We start from the raw sequence: 14,244 nt of genomic DNA on the forward strand, positions 1-14,244 counted from the left end.
CACTCACAATTCGATGCCTTTCTGGGCTTTGATCCCGGCCTGGAAAGCGTGTTTGACCACCGCCATCTCAGTCACGGTATCAGCCAGATCAATCAGTTCAGGTTTGGCGCCACGGCCGGTGACCAGCACATGCTGCATGGGCGGACGGGCTTGCAGGTCGGCGAGCACCTGTTCCAGATCGAGGTAGCCGTGCTTGAGCGCGATATTCAGCTCATCGAGCACCACCAACCCAATGGACGGATCGCGCAGCATCTCGCGGGACACTTCCCACGCGGCTTCGGCGGCGGCGATATCGCGCTGGCGGTCCTGGGTTTCCCAGGTAAAGCCTTCACCCATCACGTGGTAGCGCACCTGCTCGGGAAAACGGCGGAAGAAAATCTCCTCACCGGTGCTGTTGCGCCCCTTGATGAACTGCACCACGCCGCACTGCATGCCGTGGCCCATGGCCCGGGCCAGCATGCCAAACGCAGAACTGCTTTTGCCTTTGCCATTGCCGGTCAATACCAGCAGCAGTCCGCATTCATTGGGCGAGCTGGCAATGCGCTCGTCCATAACCGCTTTTTTGCGCAGCATGCGCGCCTGATGGCGTTCGTCGCGCTCGGGGGATTCATTCATGGCAACTCTCCGTTGGGTTCGATGATGCAAACGGGAGGCGGGGGAAATTGAAAAAACACACTGCATCGCCCGCCGCGAGAGTGGTGGATGGATCAGGCCGGTCTCCGGGCTCACAAGCGGGCGGCACCTGTAGGGTGCACCCTTGTCCACGCGCCTTCCCGTGCAAAAAACACAGTGGCACTGAGCGTGGCTTTGACTCGTTTACCGTTGCGGGGGCAGCGCCGGGATCGTGGCGGTTGTGTAGGTCCAACACTCCCTCACCGGCTTCCCTGTTTCACTCTGTCGACCCGTTGCCACAGAGCACCTGAAACAAGCCGCGAAGGTTAGAGGGTTGGGGGTGGAGCGTCAATTAAAGCCGGCGCCTAAAGGCTTTATCCGGCGCCCGGGCTGAACCTTTAAACAGCTACGCTTCTCTACTACCAGACAAGATCTTATGGAGAACCACATGCTCAAGCGCCAGCACGCCGTTGTTATTGTTCTTGCCGCAGGATTGGTCGCTTGCGGCGAAAGCTCGACCCTGCAAGTCAGTGAGGGAACCGGCCCATCACCCAAGCTTCCCGAACCCAATAAAACCCTGATTCCGACGGTCAATATCGCCCCCGCCATCGGCTGGCCCGATAATGCCACCCCAGTGGCTGCCCACGGCTTGCACGTCGCCGCTTTCGCCCAGAACCTCGACCACCCGCGCTGGCTCTATGTACTGCCCAACGGCGACGTGCTGGTGGCCGAATCCAATTCGCCGCCCAAGCCGGATGACAGCAAGGGCATCAAGGGCTGGATCGCAGACAAGGTCATGTCCCGCGCCGGGGCCGGAGTGCCAAGTGCAAACCGGATTACCCTGCTGCGCGACGCGGACCACGATGGCGTCGCCGAAACCCGCACCGTGTTTATTGAGAACCTGAACTCTCCCTTTGGCATGACGCTGGTGGGTAACGATCTGTATGTGGCAGATGCCGACAAGCTGTTGCGCTTCCCCTATCAAGCCGGTGAAAACAGCATCAGCGCCAAACCGGTCAAGGTGGTGGACTTACCCGGCGGGCCTCTGAACCACCATTGGACCAAAAACGTGATCGCCAGCAAGGACGGCACCAAGTTATATGTGACCGTCGGATCCAACAGCAATGTGGGCGAAAATGGCATGGACAAGGAGCAAGGTCGCGCCGCGATCTGGGAAGTCGACCCGGCCACCGGCAGCCACCGCATTTTTGCGTCGGGCCTGCGCAACCCTAATGGCATGGACTGGGAGCCCACCTCCGGCAAGCTCTGGACAGCAGTTAATGAGCGTGACGAAATCGGCAGTGACCTGGTGCCCGACTACATCACATCAGTCCAGGATGGCGGCTTCTATGGCTGGCCCTACAGCTACTACGGCCAGCATGTGGATGTGCGGGTCAACCCGCAAAACCCTGAACTGGTGGCCAAGGCCATTGCCCCGGATTACGCCGTTGGGCCACACACGGCGTCTTTGGGGCTGACGTTTGCCGAAGGCAGCCATTTACCCGGCTTTACCCAGGGTGCCTTTATCGGCCAGCACGGCTCCTGGAACCGCAAACCCCACAGTGGTTACAAAGTGATTTTCGTGCCTTTTGCCGGCGGCAAACCGGAGGGCATGCCGATCGATGTGCTGACCGGCTTTCTTAACGCCGACGAAAAAGCCATGGGCCGGCCAGTGGGCGTGGTGATCGACAAGCAAGGGGACTTGTTGGTGGCTGATGATGTAGGCAACAAGGTTTGGCGGGTGTCGGGAAAATAGGCTTTCTAATCAAGAGCCGCCCTCACCCTAGCCCTCCCCGGAGGGAGAGGGTTGGGGTGAGGGGCTTTAGGGCAAACGTGCCAAATGCTGCTCGGTCGGCAACACGCGCTTGGCATTCAGATAAGCCCTCTGCCAGTAGGCCTTGTTCAGGCTGTCCAGCTTAACCGTACCGCCCGTGGCCGGCGCATGGACAAAGCGCCCTTCGCCTACGTAGATCCCGGCGTGACTGACCTGGGAGCCACCATTGGTTGCAAAGAACAGCAGGTCACCGGTTTGCAGCTTGTCCTGGCCGATGCTCTGCGCACGCATCACGATCATCTCGCGCGTAGTGCGCGGCAACGAAATACCCGCGGCGTCGTTGTACACGTACTTGATCAGGCCACTGCAATCAAACCCCGAATCCGGGGTATTGCCGCCCCAGCGATAAGGCGTACCTACCAGACCAAGGGCGCGAAAAAGCACATCTGCGGCAACCGGCGAGGTTTCTTCGGGATGAGTGATAAACACAACCGGCTTTTGTGCCACGGGGGCTGGCGGGGTGCGGCTGGCGCAGGCACTGAGCAGTGCTGCTAAAGTGAGGAGAGCAACGCGGGCCATGATCGACATAAACAGAATGTTCCTGATTCTGGATACGGCAACTCAGGCCGCGAACCCCAAAGCCGCGAGAGGGGGCACCTTCGCGGCTTCAGAAATTTAACATTGCGACTTAATTCTAGCTCTTAGCTGCAGAACTTCAAGTAACACATTAACTTTACTTGCGGGCTACGACGCTCGCAGGGGCCATCGCCAGGGCGCGTTTGGCCTCAATAAAGGTCTTGCTCCAGTAGCTGTCACCCAGGTTATCAATCCGCACACCACCGCTGCGGCGGCTGCTGGAGTGAATAAACTGGTCATCACCCAGGTAAATCCCGGCATGGCTCACACGGCCACGACCATTGGTGCTGAAGAACAGCAAATCACCCGGTTTCAAATTATTCCGTGCGACCAGCGGTGCTTTTACGTTGATCATTTCGCGGGTTGAGCGCGGCAATTGCATGCCCGCCTCTTCCTTGAACAGATAACCGATAAAGCCGCTGCAATCGAAGCCTGCCTCGGAGGTGCCACCAAAACGGTAACGGGTACCGATCAAGGACATACCGCGCTCTAGAATGCTGTCAGCCAGAGCTGGCAATTCATAAGGCTTGCTGTTGGCAGAAAACTCAGCCAGTTCTTTTTCGGTTGCCAGTTCTTCCTGATAAAGAGCGGAAGTTTGCGAGACCGAAGATGACTTTTGAACCTGAGCCTGGACGACTTGCTGCGACACTGGCGTGTGAGCAGCACAACCAAACAACAGGGTAACGAGTGCGAGGGGCACGAGGGGTGCGAAGCGCTTTAGCATGGGCACGACCGTGGCTTATTAGAAAAAGTAGCCGCGACTATGCCTTCTATGATCCTCATTTGCAAATTCAATCGATCTAAATGTGACTTGATGGTTTTGTCGTGACATCTAAGGCTTTACACCCCTGACGACAGATTTTGCGCCCACAGCCCTTTGGCCGCGCAGGATTTTTGGCGCCTGGAAACTGTCAAAACCGGCTACAACCCTTATTTTTGAAGGGCTGAGCTACCAGCCAAGGGTTTCTTTCAGGAAGGGAATGGTCAGCTTGCGCTGCGCCTGCAAGGACGCTTGATCGAGCCGCTCGAGCAAATCAAACAAGGCACTCATGCTGCGGGTACCGCGCGTGAGAATGAAATGCCCGACTTCGTCAGTCAGGTGCAGGCCACGGCGTGAAGCACGCAACTGCAAAGCCCGCAGCTTGTCCTCATCGGACAGGGGGCGCATCTGGAAAACCAGCGCCATGGTCAGGCGGGACTTGAGGTCTGCCAGTTTGATCGGCAATTCTCGAGGCGAGGTGGAGGCTGCAATCAACAGGCGCCGGCCGCTGTCACGCAGCCGGTTGAACAGATGGAACAGCGCCTCTTCCCAATCAGCACGCCCGGCCACCGCCTGCAGGTCATCCAGGCAAACCAGCTCGTACTGCTCAAGGTTATCGAGGATTTCTATGCCGCGATCCAGCAACTCGGCCAGCGGCAGGTAAACCGCCGGTTCGCCCATCTGCTCAAAGCGCAGGCAAGCGGCCTGCAGCAGGTGCGTACGCCCTACGCCATGTTTGCCCCACAGGTAAATCAGGCTTTCTGTCCAGCCGGCGTCGGCTTCGCACAGACGTTCGACATAGCCGAGTGCAGCGGCATTGGCGCCTGGATAATAGTTTATGAAGGTAGCGTCATCACGCAGACGCACACCTAGGGGCAGCTGAATCGGTTTCATGCTGACTGAACAGTTCAAGCGAACCGTTAGTGGCCTCTGTGTAAGGTTTGAAAAGTTTATACCCGTGTCGCCGGGCACACAATGTAACAGACCACGAGCAAAATCAAAGGTTTGCGTTAAGGTCTTGGATTGATTGGGCTTTTTCTGGCGCCTGCGAGCCGCCTCGAACGCACAAAGAAGGCCGGGCCGCCTCGCGACAACCCCGCCGCTTCACAACCCACCCTCTACAACTGCGGATCCTCACTGCCTTTATAGACCTGGGAATCCTTATACAAATCCTGCACATGGCGCACCAGCACCATGATCACGGCCGCTACCGGCAAGGCCAGCAATACACCGGTAAAACCGAACAGCTCACCGCCAGCCAGAATCGCAAAGATCACCGCCACCGGGTGCATACCGATTTTGTCACCCACCAGCAGCGGGGTAAGCACGGTGCCCTCCAGGGCTTGGCCGATCATAAACACCGCCACGATGCCGAGCATCGGGTACAGATCCCCGCCAAACTGGAATAACCCGGCAACCAACGCCGCACCGATGCCGACAATAAAGCCCATATACGGCACGATGGCCGCTATACCCGCCATCAAGCCGATCAACAACCCCAGCTCGAGGCCGACCAGCATCAGGCCCGCCGAGTAGATCACCCCCAGCGCCAGCATCACCAGCAACTGACCGCGCACAAACGCGCCGAGCACGTCGTGGCACTCTTTGGCCAGTGACACGATCTGATCTGCCCGAGCCCGCGGCAACAGACCGCGAATCTTTGCCATCATGATGTTCCAATCACGCAACAGGTAGAACGCCACCACCGGAATCAACACCAGATTGGCCAAAAAGCCGATCAGCGCCAGACTGGAAGCCGTGGCCTTGGACAGGACGATTCCGACAATGTCAGTGGCCTGCCCCATATGCTCGGTGATCGCCGCCTTGATCTTGTCGAACTTCCAGAAACTGTCACTCAAGCCGAACTTGGCTTGCACCCACGGCATTGCCGTGTGCTGCAGCCAGTCGAGGATCTGCGGTGCCAACTGATAGAGCTTCAACAGTTGCTTGGCCAGCAGCGGCACCAGTACCAGCAGCAATGTCATCAAAATGACAGTGAACACGGTAAAGACCGCAACCACACCCCAGGTTCTTGAAAGTCCGAACCTTTCCAGTCGATCGACCACAGGGTCGAACATATAGGCCAGGACGATGGCGACCAGAAAAGGCGTGAGTATCGGATGCAGGAAATACACGAACAGGGCGAATCCCAACGCCACGCCCCACCACACCCACCGTCGCGAATCAGCCATGAGCCACCCCATCCTTATATAAAGAAGACATCAACCTACCAGCGAAACCGCAACTGCGCCGCAGGGCCTGAGGCAACACTTGACGCCTGCCCCCCATCAGCCGCAACAGGCACTTGCCCCGCCGGTACTTCCTGCAACTGCGCCAGCCCCAATTGCGAACGCAACTGCTCGGCGCTGCCGTTTACCAGGTACACAACACGATCACCGTCAACGCTCTTGAGTTGCGCACCAAAAGGCTCAAGCAAATGCCCCAGCTGCGCATAACGCTGCAACGTCATGCCTTGCACTTCGAGCAACTGCTCGGAAGAAACCCCGGGCTTGACCGCATAGCGCGGCGCCAGACGCTGGCTGACCGCAAGCATCACGGCATCGGCCAGCGCTGCCTGATCAGGAGCCTGAGCGCTGCCCTGCTCCTGCTGATCACCTACCCACAAACGCCATTTGGCGCTCCACTGCCCGTCATCTTCACGAGCATGCACCGCCAGCAATGCGTCCGCACCATAACGCTCGGAAGCGTCTTTTAAAGGCGCAGGATTGCTGCCCTCAAGATTTTCAGCCGTACCCACAAGCTGTTCACTCAAATCCGCCAACGGCAAGCGCAATGGCAAACCCCGATGCTGCGCGGCACGACGCAACGGCTCGGCCACTGACTGACCGTCCCCCACCAGGCTCGAACCTTCGACCGAGTCATTCAGCCACCAGCCCAGCAGCGCAGGGCGATTACTGCCCCACAGCGACAGCCCGGCCTGATGCAACGCACGATCGGTACTCACCGGATCGAAGTCCACTTGCAGGCTTTGCGGCGGGCCGGCGTCATAGCCGTAGCGACTGATGATTTGCTGCGGATCTTTGCGAATCGCCTCCAGCGCCGGACTCTTAATCGCCGCGGCATCTCCGGTCAGACGCAACACCAGGGTTTCCAGGGCCTTTTGCGTAGCCTGGGTGCGCTCATCAGGTGACTGGGTGGTGACTGGCTCGAGCACCTGATAAAGACCGGTGAGGATTTCGGCATGACTGGCCAGGCTGAAAAAAGACAGACAGCCCACGGCTAAAAATTGGCTAAAACGCATGAAAGATTCCCGATGACAAAAAGCAGCCTATTAAGGACGCCATAAAAACACTCGAACAGACTTCTGACACGGCCACGGCCAAATCATTCACGCCCGTTTCGCGTTTTCACGCGGTCACACAACCTCTCTATACCTTATACAGGCCTGTGCGCAGACCCAAGTACGACTAAAAAAGGTTTTTTTCGCCAGATATAACCCTGCCTGTCGGCCCGAGGATGGCCGCTGCCCTTCAAGCCTGATAAAATCGCGCGCCTTCGCAGACCGCCAACAGCCGGGCACCCTGCAAATGCTCTGGTGCAATCCTTGAGCACTTGCAAGCCTGCCCCCTGAACTCGGTCGATACCCCCGAATCCCCCCTAAAGGCCTGGATTATGAGCAAGCAACCATCCCTGAGCTACAAAGACGCCGGTGTAGACATCGACGCCGGTGAAGCATTGGTCGAACGCATCAAGAGCGTGGCCAAGCGCACTGCACGCCCGGAAGTGATGGGCGGCCTCGGCGGTTTTGGCGCCCTCTGCGAAATTCCGGCTGGCTACAAGCAGCCTGTTCTGGTTTCCGGCACTGACGGCGTCGGCACCAAGCTGCGCCTGGCCCTGAACCTGAACAAGCACGACAGCATCGGTATCGACCTGGTTGCCATGTGCGTCAACGACCTGATCGTATGCGGCGCCGAGCCTCTGTTCTTCCTTGACTACTACGCCACCGGCAAGCTCAACGTTGAAACCGCGACCCAGGTGGTAACCGGTATCGGCGCTGGCTGCGAACTGTCCGGTTGCTCGCTGGTTGGCGGCGAAACCGCTGAAATGCCAGGCATGTACGAAGGCGAAGACTACGACCTGGCCGGCTTCTGCGTTGGCGTTGTAGAAAAATCCGAGATCATCGACGGTTCCAAGGTCGCTGCCGGCGACGCCCTGCTCGCCTTGCCGTCCTCGGGCCCGCACTCCAACGGCTACTCGCTGATCCGCAAGATCATCGAAGTGTCGGGTGCCGACATCGAAAACATCCAGCTCGACGGCAAGCCACTGACCGACCTGCTGATGGCGCCGACCCGCATCTACGTCAAGCCGCTGCTCAAACTGATCAAGGAAACCGGCGTGGTCAAGGCCATGGCCCACATCACCGGTGGCGGCCTGCTCGACAACATCCCGCGCGTACTGCCAAAAGGTGCACAAGCGGTGGTTGACGTTGCCAGCTGGCAGCGCCCTGCCGTCTTCGACTGGCTGCAGGAAAAAGGCAACGTGGACGAGCACGAAATGCACCGCGTGCTGAACTGCGGCGTTGGCATGGTCATCTGCGTAGCTCAGGCTGACGTTGAAACCGCGCTGAACGTACTGCGTGAAGCGGGCGAGCAGCCTTGGGTCATCGGTCAGATCGCAACCGCCGCTGAAGGCGCTGCGCAAGTTGAGCTGCAAAACATCAAGGCGCACTAATGCCTGATACCTGTGATGTAGTGGTGCTGCTTTCCGGCACCGGCAGCAACTTGCAGGCCTTGATCGACAGCGATGACGTCAAGGCCAGCCCGGCAACAATCCGCGCGGTGATCTCCAACCGCGCAGATGCCTACGGCCTGCAACGCGCCAAAGACGCGGGTATCGATACCCGCGTACTGGATCACAAGGCATTCGAGGGCCGCGAGGCCTTCGATGCTGCATTGATCAAAGTCATCGACGAATTCAAACCGAAACTGGTGGTTCTGGCCGGGTTCATGCGCATTCTCAGCGCAGAATTCGTGCGTCACTATCAGGGTCGCCTGCTGAATATCCACCCTTCCCTGCTCCCCAAATACAAGGGTTTGCACACGCACCAGCGGGCGCTGGAAGCAGGAGACGGTGAGCACGGCTGCAGCGTGCACTTTGTGACCGAGGAACTCGACGGCGGACCTCTGGTCGTACAGGCAGTGATACCGGTAGAGTCCGATGACTCGCCACATAGCCTGGCGCAACGGGTTCACGCCCAGGAACACCGGATTTATCCGCTTGCAGTGCGCTGGTTTGCCGAAGGTCGCTTGTCACTTGACGAGCGAGGCGCATTATTGGACGGTCAATTACTTGCGGCCAGCGGCCACTTGATACGAACCTAGGAGAACTTATGCGTCGTGCCCTGCTTCTCGCCCTTAGCCTGCTGGCTATTCCAGCAGTCCAAGCGGCCGATCTTCAGCCTTTCAAGGCCAGCTACACCGCAGACTGGAAACAGCTGCCCATGAGCGGTTCTGCCGAGCGCAGCCTGACCAAGGGTGACAATGGTATCTGGACCTTGAATTTCAAGGCTTCAATGCTGGTAGCCAGCCTGAACGAAGAAAGCACCCTCAAAATCGAGAAAAACACGCTGATCCCGCTGACCTACCACTTTGAACGTGGCGGCCTGGGAAAAGCCAAGAAGATCGATCTGGATTTCGACTGGGCGGCCAAGATGGTCACCGGCACCGATCAGGGCGACGCTGTCAAAGTACCCTTGCTCAGCGGCATGCTCGACAAGTCCACCTACCAGCTGGCACTGCAGCGTGACGTAGAAGCCGGCAAAAAGTCCATGAGCTACCAGGTGGTTGATGGCAATGACGTCGACACCTATGACTTTCGCGTGATCGGCCCTGAAGTGGTTGAAACCAAGGCTGGCAAGGTCGACGCAATCAAGGTTGAGCGCGTACGCGACCCGACACAGAACAAGCGCATCACTGAAATGTGGTTCGCCAAGAACTGGGGTTCGCTGCTGGTCAAACTGCGCCAGGTCGAAAAAGACGGCAAGGAATACAACATCATGCTGCTGGACGGCACGGTGGATGGCAAAACGGTCAAGGGCAACTAAGCGACAAGCCTTTAGCTGCAAGCCTCAAAAAAACCTCGCTTCGGCGAGGTTTTTTTGGTCTGTAACACACCAAAAACATGAAACATTTTTCATAAAACTATTAAACAAATCCGTAAACACCCCGTGCTTAAAGGGCTGCAGGGTTTAAGGATTTTCTGCAAGATGACAGCGCGACAATCAGCTATTTACTTAGGAAGCTAACAGATTCTATAAAGAAGTCCTGCGACGCCTTGCCGCAGGCCCTCATCAGAATTTGGAGCAAGCAGATGACTATCAAAGTAACTGAGCGCGACGATTCACGTATGTTCCACCAACTGGTAGCCCACGGTGTACACCTATGGGATGTGCATCAAGAAGACATACTGGTAGGCATGTTCCACCGCGAAAGCGACGCTCACAGCTACAAGGCTGAGCTGGAAAAGCTGGAAGCGCAGAAACGCCAGGCCTGAGCAGAAGAAACTACTGTCTTGAAAAACACAAACCCCGCCGAAGCGGGGTTTGTTTTGTTATGCGCCAACGCAACACTCTGTGGGAGCGAGCCTGCTCGCGAAGAGCAGCGAACGCTTTCGCGAGCAGGCTCGCTCCCACAGGTTATGCCAGCACTACCACATCAGGTCATCAGGGATCTGATAGGCCGCGTACGGATCGTCTTCTTCCGGGGTTTTCGGCTCAACCAGGATATTCAGCTGCACGATCCGGCGCGGATCGCGCTCCTGGATCTTCAGTGCAGCTTCACGGGGGATGACTTCGTAGCCGTCCTGGTGCTGCACGATCGCCAGCGAGCCATTGGCCAGCTTGTTGCGCATCAGGGTGTTGACCGACAGGCGCTTGACCTTTTTGTCATCAACGAAGTTGTAGTAGTCCTCAGTGGTCAGCTTGGGCAGACGTGATACTTCGATCAATTGCTTGATCTGCGCAGCACGGGCTTTTTGCTCGACCTTCTCCTGCTGCTGGCGGTTCAGTTCCTGGTCGCGCTTGACCTTCTCGGCCTTGGCTTCGGCAGCCAGACGCTGCTGGGTGTCGTCCAGTTCGATCTGGCCTTTGTGGGCCAGACGCTGTTGTTTCTGTTTTTCTTTGCCGGCCTGCTTGGCCTGCTTCTCGTTGACCAGTCCGGCTTTGAGCAACTGGTCGCGTAGGGAAATGCTCATCTACTTACTCACTTAGGCAAACTCAGCCGCAGCTGGGCAAATTCTTTTCCTGGCGCTTGGCTTCACCCCACAGGGCGTCCAGGTCTTCAAGGGTGCAACTTTCAATGGGACGCAGGGTATCGCGCAATGCCTGCTCGATAAACCGGAAACGTCGATCAAATTTTGCATTGGCACCACGCAAGGCGGTTTCCGGGTCCACTTTAAGATGACGGGCCAGATTGACCACGGAAAACAGCAGGTCGCCGATTTCGTCATGAATGGCCGCCGAATCGTTGTCGGCCATGGCCTCCAGCACTTCATCCAGCTCTTCACGCACCTTGTCCAGCACCGGCAATGCCGCTGGCCAGTCAAAACCGACCTGGGCGGCGCGCTTTTGCAGCTTGGCGGCGCGGGACAGGGCAGGCAAGGCGACGGGCACATCGTCAAGCAAGGACAATTGCTCGGGGGCGGTAGACTTTTCTGCGCGCTCCTCGGCCTTGATCTCATCCCAGCGTACCTTGACCTGTTCTTCGCTCAAGCGCGGCACATCCAGCGGCGCATACAGGTCACCGGTGGGAAAGACATGGGGGTGACGGCGGATCAGCTTGCGGGTAATGCTGTCGATCACCCCGGCAAACTCGAAACGGCCTTCTTCCCGGGCCAGCTGGCTGTAATACACCACTTGAAACAGCAAATCGCCGAGTTCGCCCTGCAGGTGCTCGAAGTCACCCTGCTCAATGGCGTCAGCGACCTCGTAGGCCTCTTCGAGGGTATAAGGCACGATAGTGGCGTACGTTTGCTTGATATCCCACGGGCAGCCGTACTGCGGGTCACGCAGGCGGGCCATGAGGTGCAGCAGGTCGTCGAGGTTGTACATCTGTAATCCTTTGGCACACGCTAACCACACCCTGTGGGAGCGGGTTTGCTCGCGATATGAACACCCCGGTACAGCTGACTCACCGAGGAGATGCAATCGCGAGCAAGCCCGCTACCACAAAGGATCAGCGCGGCTCACTACGCCCGATCCGGCGGGTTTCGATGATGTTCGGCAGTTGCGAGATCCGCCCCAGTAAACGCCCCAGCGCATCCAGCCCCGGGATCTCGATGGTCAAGGTCATCAACGCGGTGTTGTTTTCCTTGTTCGAGCGGGTGTTGACCGCCAGCACGTTGATCCGTTCGTTGAGCAACACCTGCGACACATCACGCAACAAGCCCGAACGATCGTAGGCGCGGATTTCGATATCCACCGGATAGGTCGAGACCGGGATCGGCCCCCAGTTGACCTGAATCATCCGCTCCGGCTCACGACTGCCCAGTTGCAGCACCGAGGCGCAGTCCTGGCGGTGAATGCTGACGCCACGGCCCTGGGTGATGTAACCGACAATCGCATCCCCCGGCAGCGGCTGACAGCACCCGGCCATCTGGGTCAGCAGGTTGCCGACGCCTTCGATCTGGATGTCTCCACGCTTGCCCGGCTTGTAGCCCGTGGCCTTACGCGGGATCAGCTCCATCTGCTCGCTGCCGCGCTCAGGCTCGACCTGTTGCTGGGCCAGGTTGATCAACTGCGCCAGGCGCAAGTCGCCAGCCCCGAGCGCCGCGTACATGTCCTCGGCGGTTCGCATGTTGGCCTTGTCGGCGAGCTTCTCGTAATCCACCGCCGGCAGGCCCAAACGGCCGAGTTCGCGCTCGAGCATGGTTTTGCCGGCAGCGACGTTCTGATCGCGCGCCTGCAACTTGAACCAGTGGACGATTTTCGCCCGCGCCCGCGAGGTGGTGACATAGCCCAGGTTCGGGTTCAGCCAGTCGCGGCTCGGCGTACCGTGCTTGCTGGTGATGATCTCGACCTGCTCACCGGTCTGCAGACTGTAGTTGAGCGGCACGATGCGCCCGTTGATCTTGGCACCACGGCAGTTGTGGCCAATCTCGGTGTGAACCCGGTAGGCAAAGTCCAGCGGCGTCGCCCCCTTGGGCAGGTCGATGGCATGCCCGTCAGGGGTGAAGATATACACCCGGTCCGGCTCGATATCGACGCGCAGCTGATCGGCCAGGCCACCGATGTCGCCCAGTTCTTCGTGCCACTCCAGCACCTGGCGCAACCACGAGATTTTCTCTTCGTACTGGTTGGACCCGGCCTTGACGTCAGTGCCCTTGTAGCGCCAGTGCGCGCAAACCCCCAGCTCGGCCTCTTCGTGCATGGCATGGGTGCGAATCTGCACTTCCAGGACCTTGCCTTCAGGCCCGATCACGGCAGTATGCAGCGAGCGGTAGCCGTTCTCCTTGGGGTTGGCGATATAGTCGTCGAATTCCTTCGGGATATGCCGCCACAGGGTATGGACGATGCCCAGCGCGGTATAGCAGTCGCGCATTTCCGGCACCAGTACCCGTACGGCACGCACGTCATAGATCTGGCTGAAGGCCAGGCCCTTGCGCTGCATTTTGCGCCAGATCGAGTAGATATGCTTGGCCCGGCCGCTGATGTCGGCGTCGGTCACGCCGGTGGCTTCCAGCTCGGTACGCAACTGGTTCATCACATCGCTGATAAAGCGCTCGCGGTCGAGGCGGCGCTCATGCAGCAAGGTGGCGATCTGTTTGTACTGCTCGGGCTCCAGATAGCGGAAGGACAGGTCCTCCAGCTCCCACTTGATGTGGCCGATGCCCAGGCGGTGCGCCAATGGCGCATAAATATCGAACACCTCGCGGGCGACGCGGTTGCGCTTCTCGTCCGGGGCATTTTTGACTGCGCGAATCGCGCAGGTACGTTCAGCCAGCTTGATCAGTGCCACGCGCACGTCATCAACCATGGCAACCAGCATCTTGCGCAGGTTTTCGACCTGGCCCTGGGTGCCCAGCACCATCGATTGACGGGGGCTGAGGCTGGCACTGATGGCCGCCATGCGCAGTACACCATCAATCAGTTTGGCCACCACCGGACCGAAGCGCTGGCTGACGGCAGGCAACAGCACCTGCCCTTCGCGCACGCAACGATAGAGAATCGCGGCAACCAGGGAATCCTGATCCAGTTTCAGATCGGCCAATATCTCGGCGATTTCCAACCCGGTACGAAAGCTTGAGGTGCCCTCGGCCCACAGGTTTTTCGCCGCATTGGCTTGCTGCTCGGCCTCGCGTGCAAACTCACACGCTTCTTTCAAGGCTTCACGGTCCAGCGCCACATCGACACTCACCGCATGATCCAGCCATGCCTCGAGGTTGAGACTGCCGTCGGTGTTGATCGGCTGGTGTGCTCTGACCTGTACCATCTTGCTTACCTTCC

Annotated in this window: 14 protein-coding genes and 1 riboswitch; of the genes, 5 read left to right on the plus strand and 9 right to left on the minus strand. The window is 58.5% G+C overall.

Features of this window, described 5'->3' with window-relative positions; translation table 11 throughout:
- Nucleotides 1-3: 3 nt before the first annotated feature.
- The gene (gene cobO, locus GHN92_RS13045; protein WP_095003083.1) at nt 4-615 is read right to left on the minus strand and encodes a cob(I)yrinic acid a,c-diamide adenosyltransferase; all 612 of its coding nucleotides are present in this window, start codon (nt 613-615) and stop codon (nt 4-6) included.
- 77 nt (nt 616-692) lie between these two features.
- Nucleotides 693-938, minus strand: a riboswitch (cobalamin riboswitch).
- Nucleotides 939-1,060: 122 nt separating this feature from the next.
- Between cobO and GHN92_RS13050 the strand changes: the two genes are divergently transcribed.
- Nucleotides 1,061-2,368, plus strand: coding sequence for a sorbosone dehydrogenase family protein (locus GHN92_RS13050; protein ID WP_095003082.1), 1,308 nt, complete (start codon nt 1,061-1,063; stop codon nt 2,366-2,368).
- Between the two features lie 66 nt (nt 2,369-2,434).
- Here the strand turns inward: GHN92_RS13050 and GHN92_RS13055 are convergent, their stop codons facing one another.
- From GHN92_RS13055 to GHN92_RS13075, 5 genes are all read right to left on the minus strand, one after another.
- The gene (locus GHN92_RS13055; protein WP_095019425.1) at nt 2,435-2,974 is read right to left on the minus strand and encodes a C40 family peptidase; all 540 of its coding nucleotides are present in this window, start codon (nt 2,972-2,974) and stop codon (nt 2,435-2,437) included.
- 145 nt (nt 2,975-3,119) lie between these two features.
- Nucleotides 3,120-3,746: a C40 family peptidase gene (locus GHN92_RS13060; protein ID WP_095003080.1), complete on the minus strand. Its 627-nt coding sequence runs from the start codon at nt 3,744-3,746 to the stop codon at nt 3,120-3,122.
- Between the two features lie 225 nt (nt 3,747-3,971).
- Complete coding sequence (gene hda, locus GHN92_RS13065) at nt 3,972-4,676, minus strand: DnaA regulatory inactivator Hda (RefSeq protein ID WP_016779862.1); 705 nt, start codon at nt 4,674-4,676, stop codon at nt 3,972-3,974.
- A gap of 224 nt (nt 4,677-4,900) precedes the next feature.
- Nucleotides 4,901-5,974: an AI-2E family transporter gene (locus GHN92_RS13070; protein ID WP_095003079.1), complete on the minus strand. Its 1,074-nt coding sequence runs from the start codon at nt 5,972-5,974 to the stop codon at nt 4,901-4,903.
- Between the two features lie 35 nt (nt 5,975-6,009).
- The gene (locus tag GHN92_RS13075; protein WP_095003078.1) at nt 6,010-7,044 is read right to left on the minus strand and encodes a DUF2066 domain-containing protein; all 1,035 of its coding nucleotides are present in this window, start codon (nt 7,042-7,044) and stop codon (nt 6,010-6,012) included.
- Between the two features lie 371 nt (nt 7,045-7,415).
- On the opposite strand from GHN92_RS13075, the gene purM reads away from it, so the two are divergent.
- The 4 genes from purM (at nt 7,416) to GHN92_RS13095 (ending at nt 10,295) form a co-directional block, all read left to right on the plus strand.
- Nucleotides 7,416-8,474 carry a phosphoribosylformylglycinamidine cyclo-ligase gene (purM, locus tag GHN92_RS13080; RefSeq protein WP_016779859.1) on the plus strand — a complete coding sequence of 353 codons (1,059 nt, stop codon included), beginning with the start codon at nt 7,416-7,418 and terminating at the stop codon, nt 8,472-8,474.
- Nucleotides 8,474-9,124 (plus strand): phosphoribosylglycinamide formyltransferase, encoded by a 651-nt coding sequence (purN, locus tag GHN92_RS13085; RefSeq protein ID WP_095003077.1) that lies wholly within the window; start codon nt 8,474-8,476, stop codon nt 9,122-9,124. Before purM ends, purN begins: the two co-directional genes overlap by 1 nt.
- 8 nt (nt 9,125-9,132) lie before the next feature.
- On the plus strand, nt 9,133-9,846 hold the full coding sequence (locus tag GHN92_RS13090; RefSeq protein WP_095019423.1) for a DUF3108 domain-containing protein: 714 nt from the start codon (nt 9,133-9,135) through the stop codon (nt 9,844-9,846).
- Nucleotides 9,847-10,112: 266 nt separating this feature from the next.
- Entirely contained in the window at nt 10,113-10,295 is a 183-nt protein-coding gene (locus GHN92_RS13095) for a hypothetical protein (protein ID WP_016779856.1), read from the plus strand.
- A gap of 153 nt (nt 10,296-10,448) precedes the next feature.
- Here the strand turns inward: GHN92_RS13095 and GHN92_RS13100 are convergent, their stop codons facing one another.
- From GHN92_RS13100 to relA, 3 genes are all read right to left on the minus strand, one after another.
- A complete protein-coding gene (locus GHN92_RS13100; RefSeq protein WP_153380350.1) occupies nt 10,449-10,994 on the minus strand; it encodes a DUF2058 domain-containing protein in 546 nt (181 codons plus the stop codon).
- A 22-nt stretch (nt 10,995-11,016) separates the two neighbouring features.
- Nucleotides 11,017-11,850 carry a nucleoside triphosphate pyrophosphohydrolase gene (gene mazG / locus GHN92_RS13105; protein WP_095003075.1) on the minus strand — a complete coding sequence of 278 codons (834 nt, stop codon included), beginning with the start codon at nt 11,848-11,850 and terminating at the stop codon, nt 11,017-11,019.
- Nucleotides 11,851-11,974: 124 nt separating this feature from the next.
- On the minus strand, nt 11,975-14,230 hold the full coding sequence (gene relA, locus GHN92_RS13110) for a GTP diphosphokinase (protein WP_095003074.1): 2,256 nt from the start codon (nt 14,228-14,230) through the stop codon (nt 11,975-11,977).
- Nucleotides 14,231-14,244 lie beyond the last annotated feature (14 nt).

Source organism: Pseudomonas sp. FSL R10-2964 (genome assembly GCF_009600035.1).
GTDB lineage: Bacteria > Pseudomonadota > Gammaproteobacteria > Pseudomonadales > Pseudomonadaceae > Aquipseudomonas > Aquipseudomonas bubulae.

What these genes read in the sequence shown, in the direction of transcription:
- cobO (WP_095003083.1), bottom strand. Translation starts at nt 615, where the DNA reads ATGAATGAATCCCCCGAGCGCGACGAACGCCATCAGGCGCGCATGCTG.
- GHN92_RS13050 (WP_095003082.1), top strand. Translation starts at nt 1,061, where the DNA reads ATGCTCAAGCGCCAGCACGCCGTTGTTATTGTTCTTGCCGCAGGATTG.
- GHN92_RS13055 (WP_095019425.1), bottom strand. Translation starts at nt 2,974, where the DNA reads ATGTCGATCATGGCCCGCGTTGCTCTCCTCACTTTAGCAGCACTGCTC.
- GHN92_RS13060 (WP_095003080.1), bottom strand. Translation starts at nt 3,746, where the DNA reads ATGCTAAAGCGCTTCGCACCCCTCGTGCCCCTCGCACTCGTTACCCTG.
- hda (WP_016779862.1), bottom strand. Translation starts at nt 4,676, where the DNA reads ATGAAACCGATTCAGCTGCCCCTAGGTGTGCGTCTGCGTGATGACGCT.
- GHN92_RS13070 (WP_095003079.1), bottom strand. Translation starts at nt 5,974, where the DNA reads ATGGCTGATTCGCGACGGTGGGTGTGGTGGGGCGTGGCGTTGGGATTC.
- GHN92_RS13075 (WP_095003078.1), bottom strand. Translation starts at nt 7,044, where the DNA reads ATGCGTTTTAGCCAATTTTTAGCCGTGGGCTGTCTGTCTTTTTTCAGC.
- purM (WP_016779859.1), top strand. Translation starts at nt 7,416, where the DNA reads ATGAGCAAGCAACCATCCCTGAGCTACAAAGACGCCGGTGTAGACATC.
- purN (WP_095003077.1), top strand. Translation starts at nt 8,474, where the DNA reads ATGCCTGATACCTGTGATGTAGTGGTGCTGCTTTCCGGCACCGGCAGC.
- GHN92_RS13090 (WP_095019423.1), top strand. Translation starts at nt 9,133, where the DNA reads ATGCGTCGTGCCCTGCTTCTCGCCCTTAGCCTGCTGGCTATTCCAGCA.
- GHN92_RS13095 (WP_016779856.1), top strand. Translation starts at nt 10,113, where the DNA reads ATGACTATCAAAGTAACTGAGCGCGACGATTCACGTATGTTCCACCAA.
- GHN92_RS13100 (WP_153380350.1), bottom strand. Translation starts at nt 10,994, where the DNA reads ATGAGCATTTCCCTACGCGACCAGTTGCTCAAAGCCGGACTGGTCAAC.
- mazG (WP_095003075.1), bottom strand. Translation starts at nt 11,850, where the DNA reads ATGTACAACCTCGACGACCTGCTGCACCTCATGGCCCGCCTGCGTGAC.
- relA (WP_095003074.1), bottom strand. Translation starts at nt 14,230, where the DNA reads ATGGTACAGGTCAGAGCACACCAGCCGATCAACACCGACGGCAGTCTC.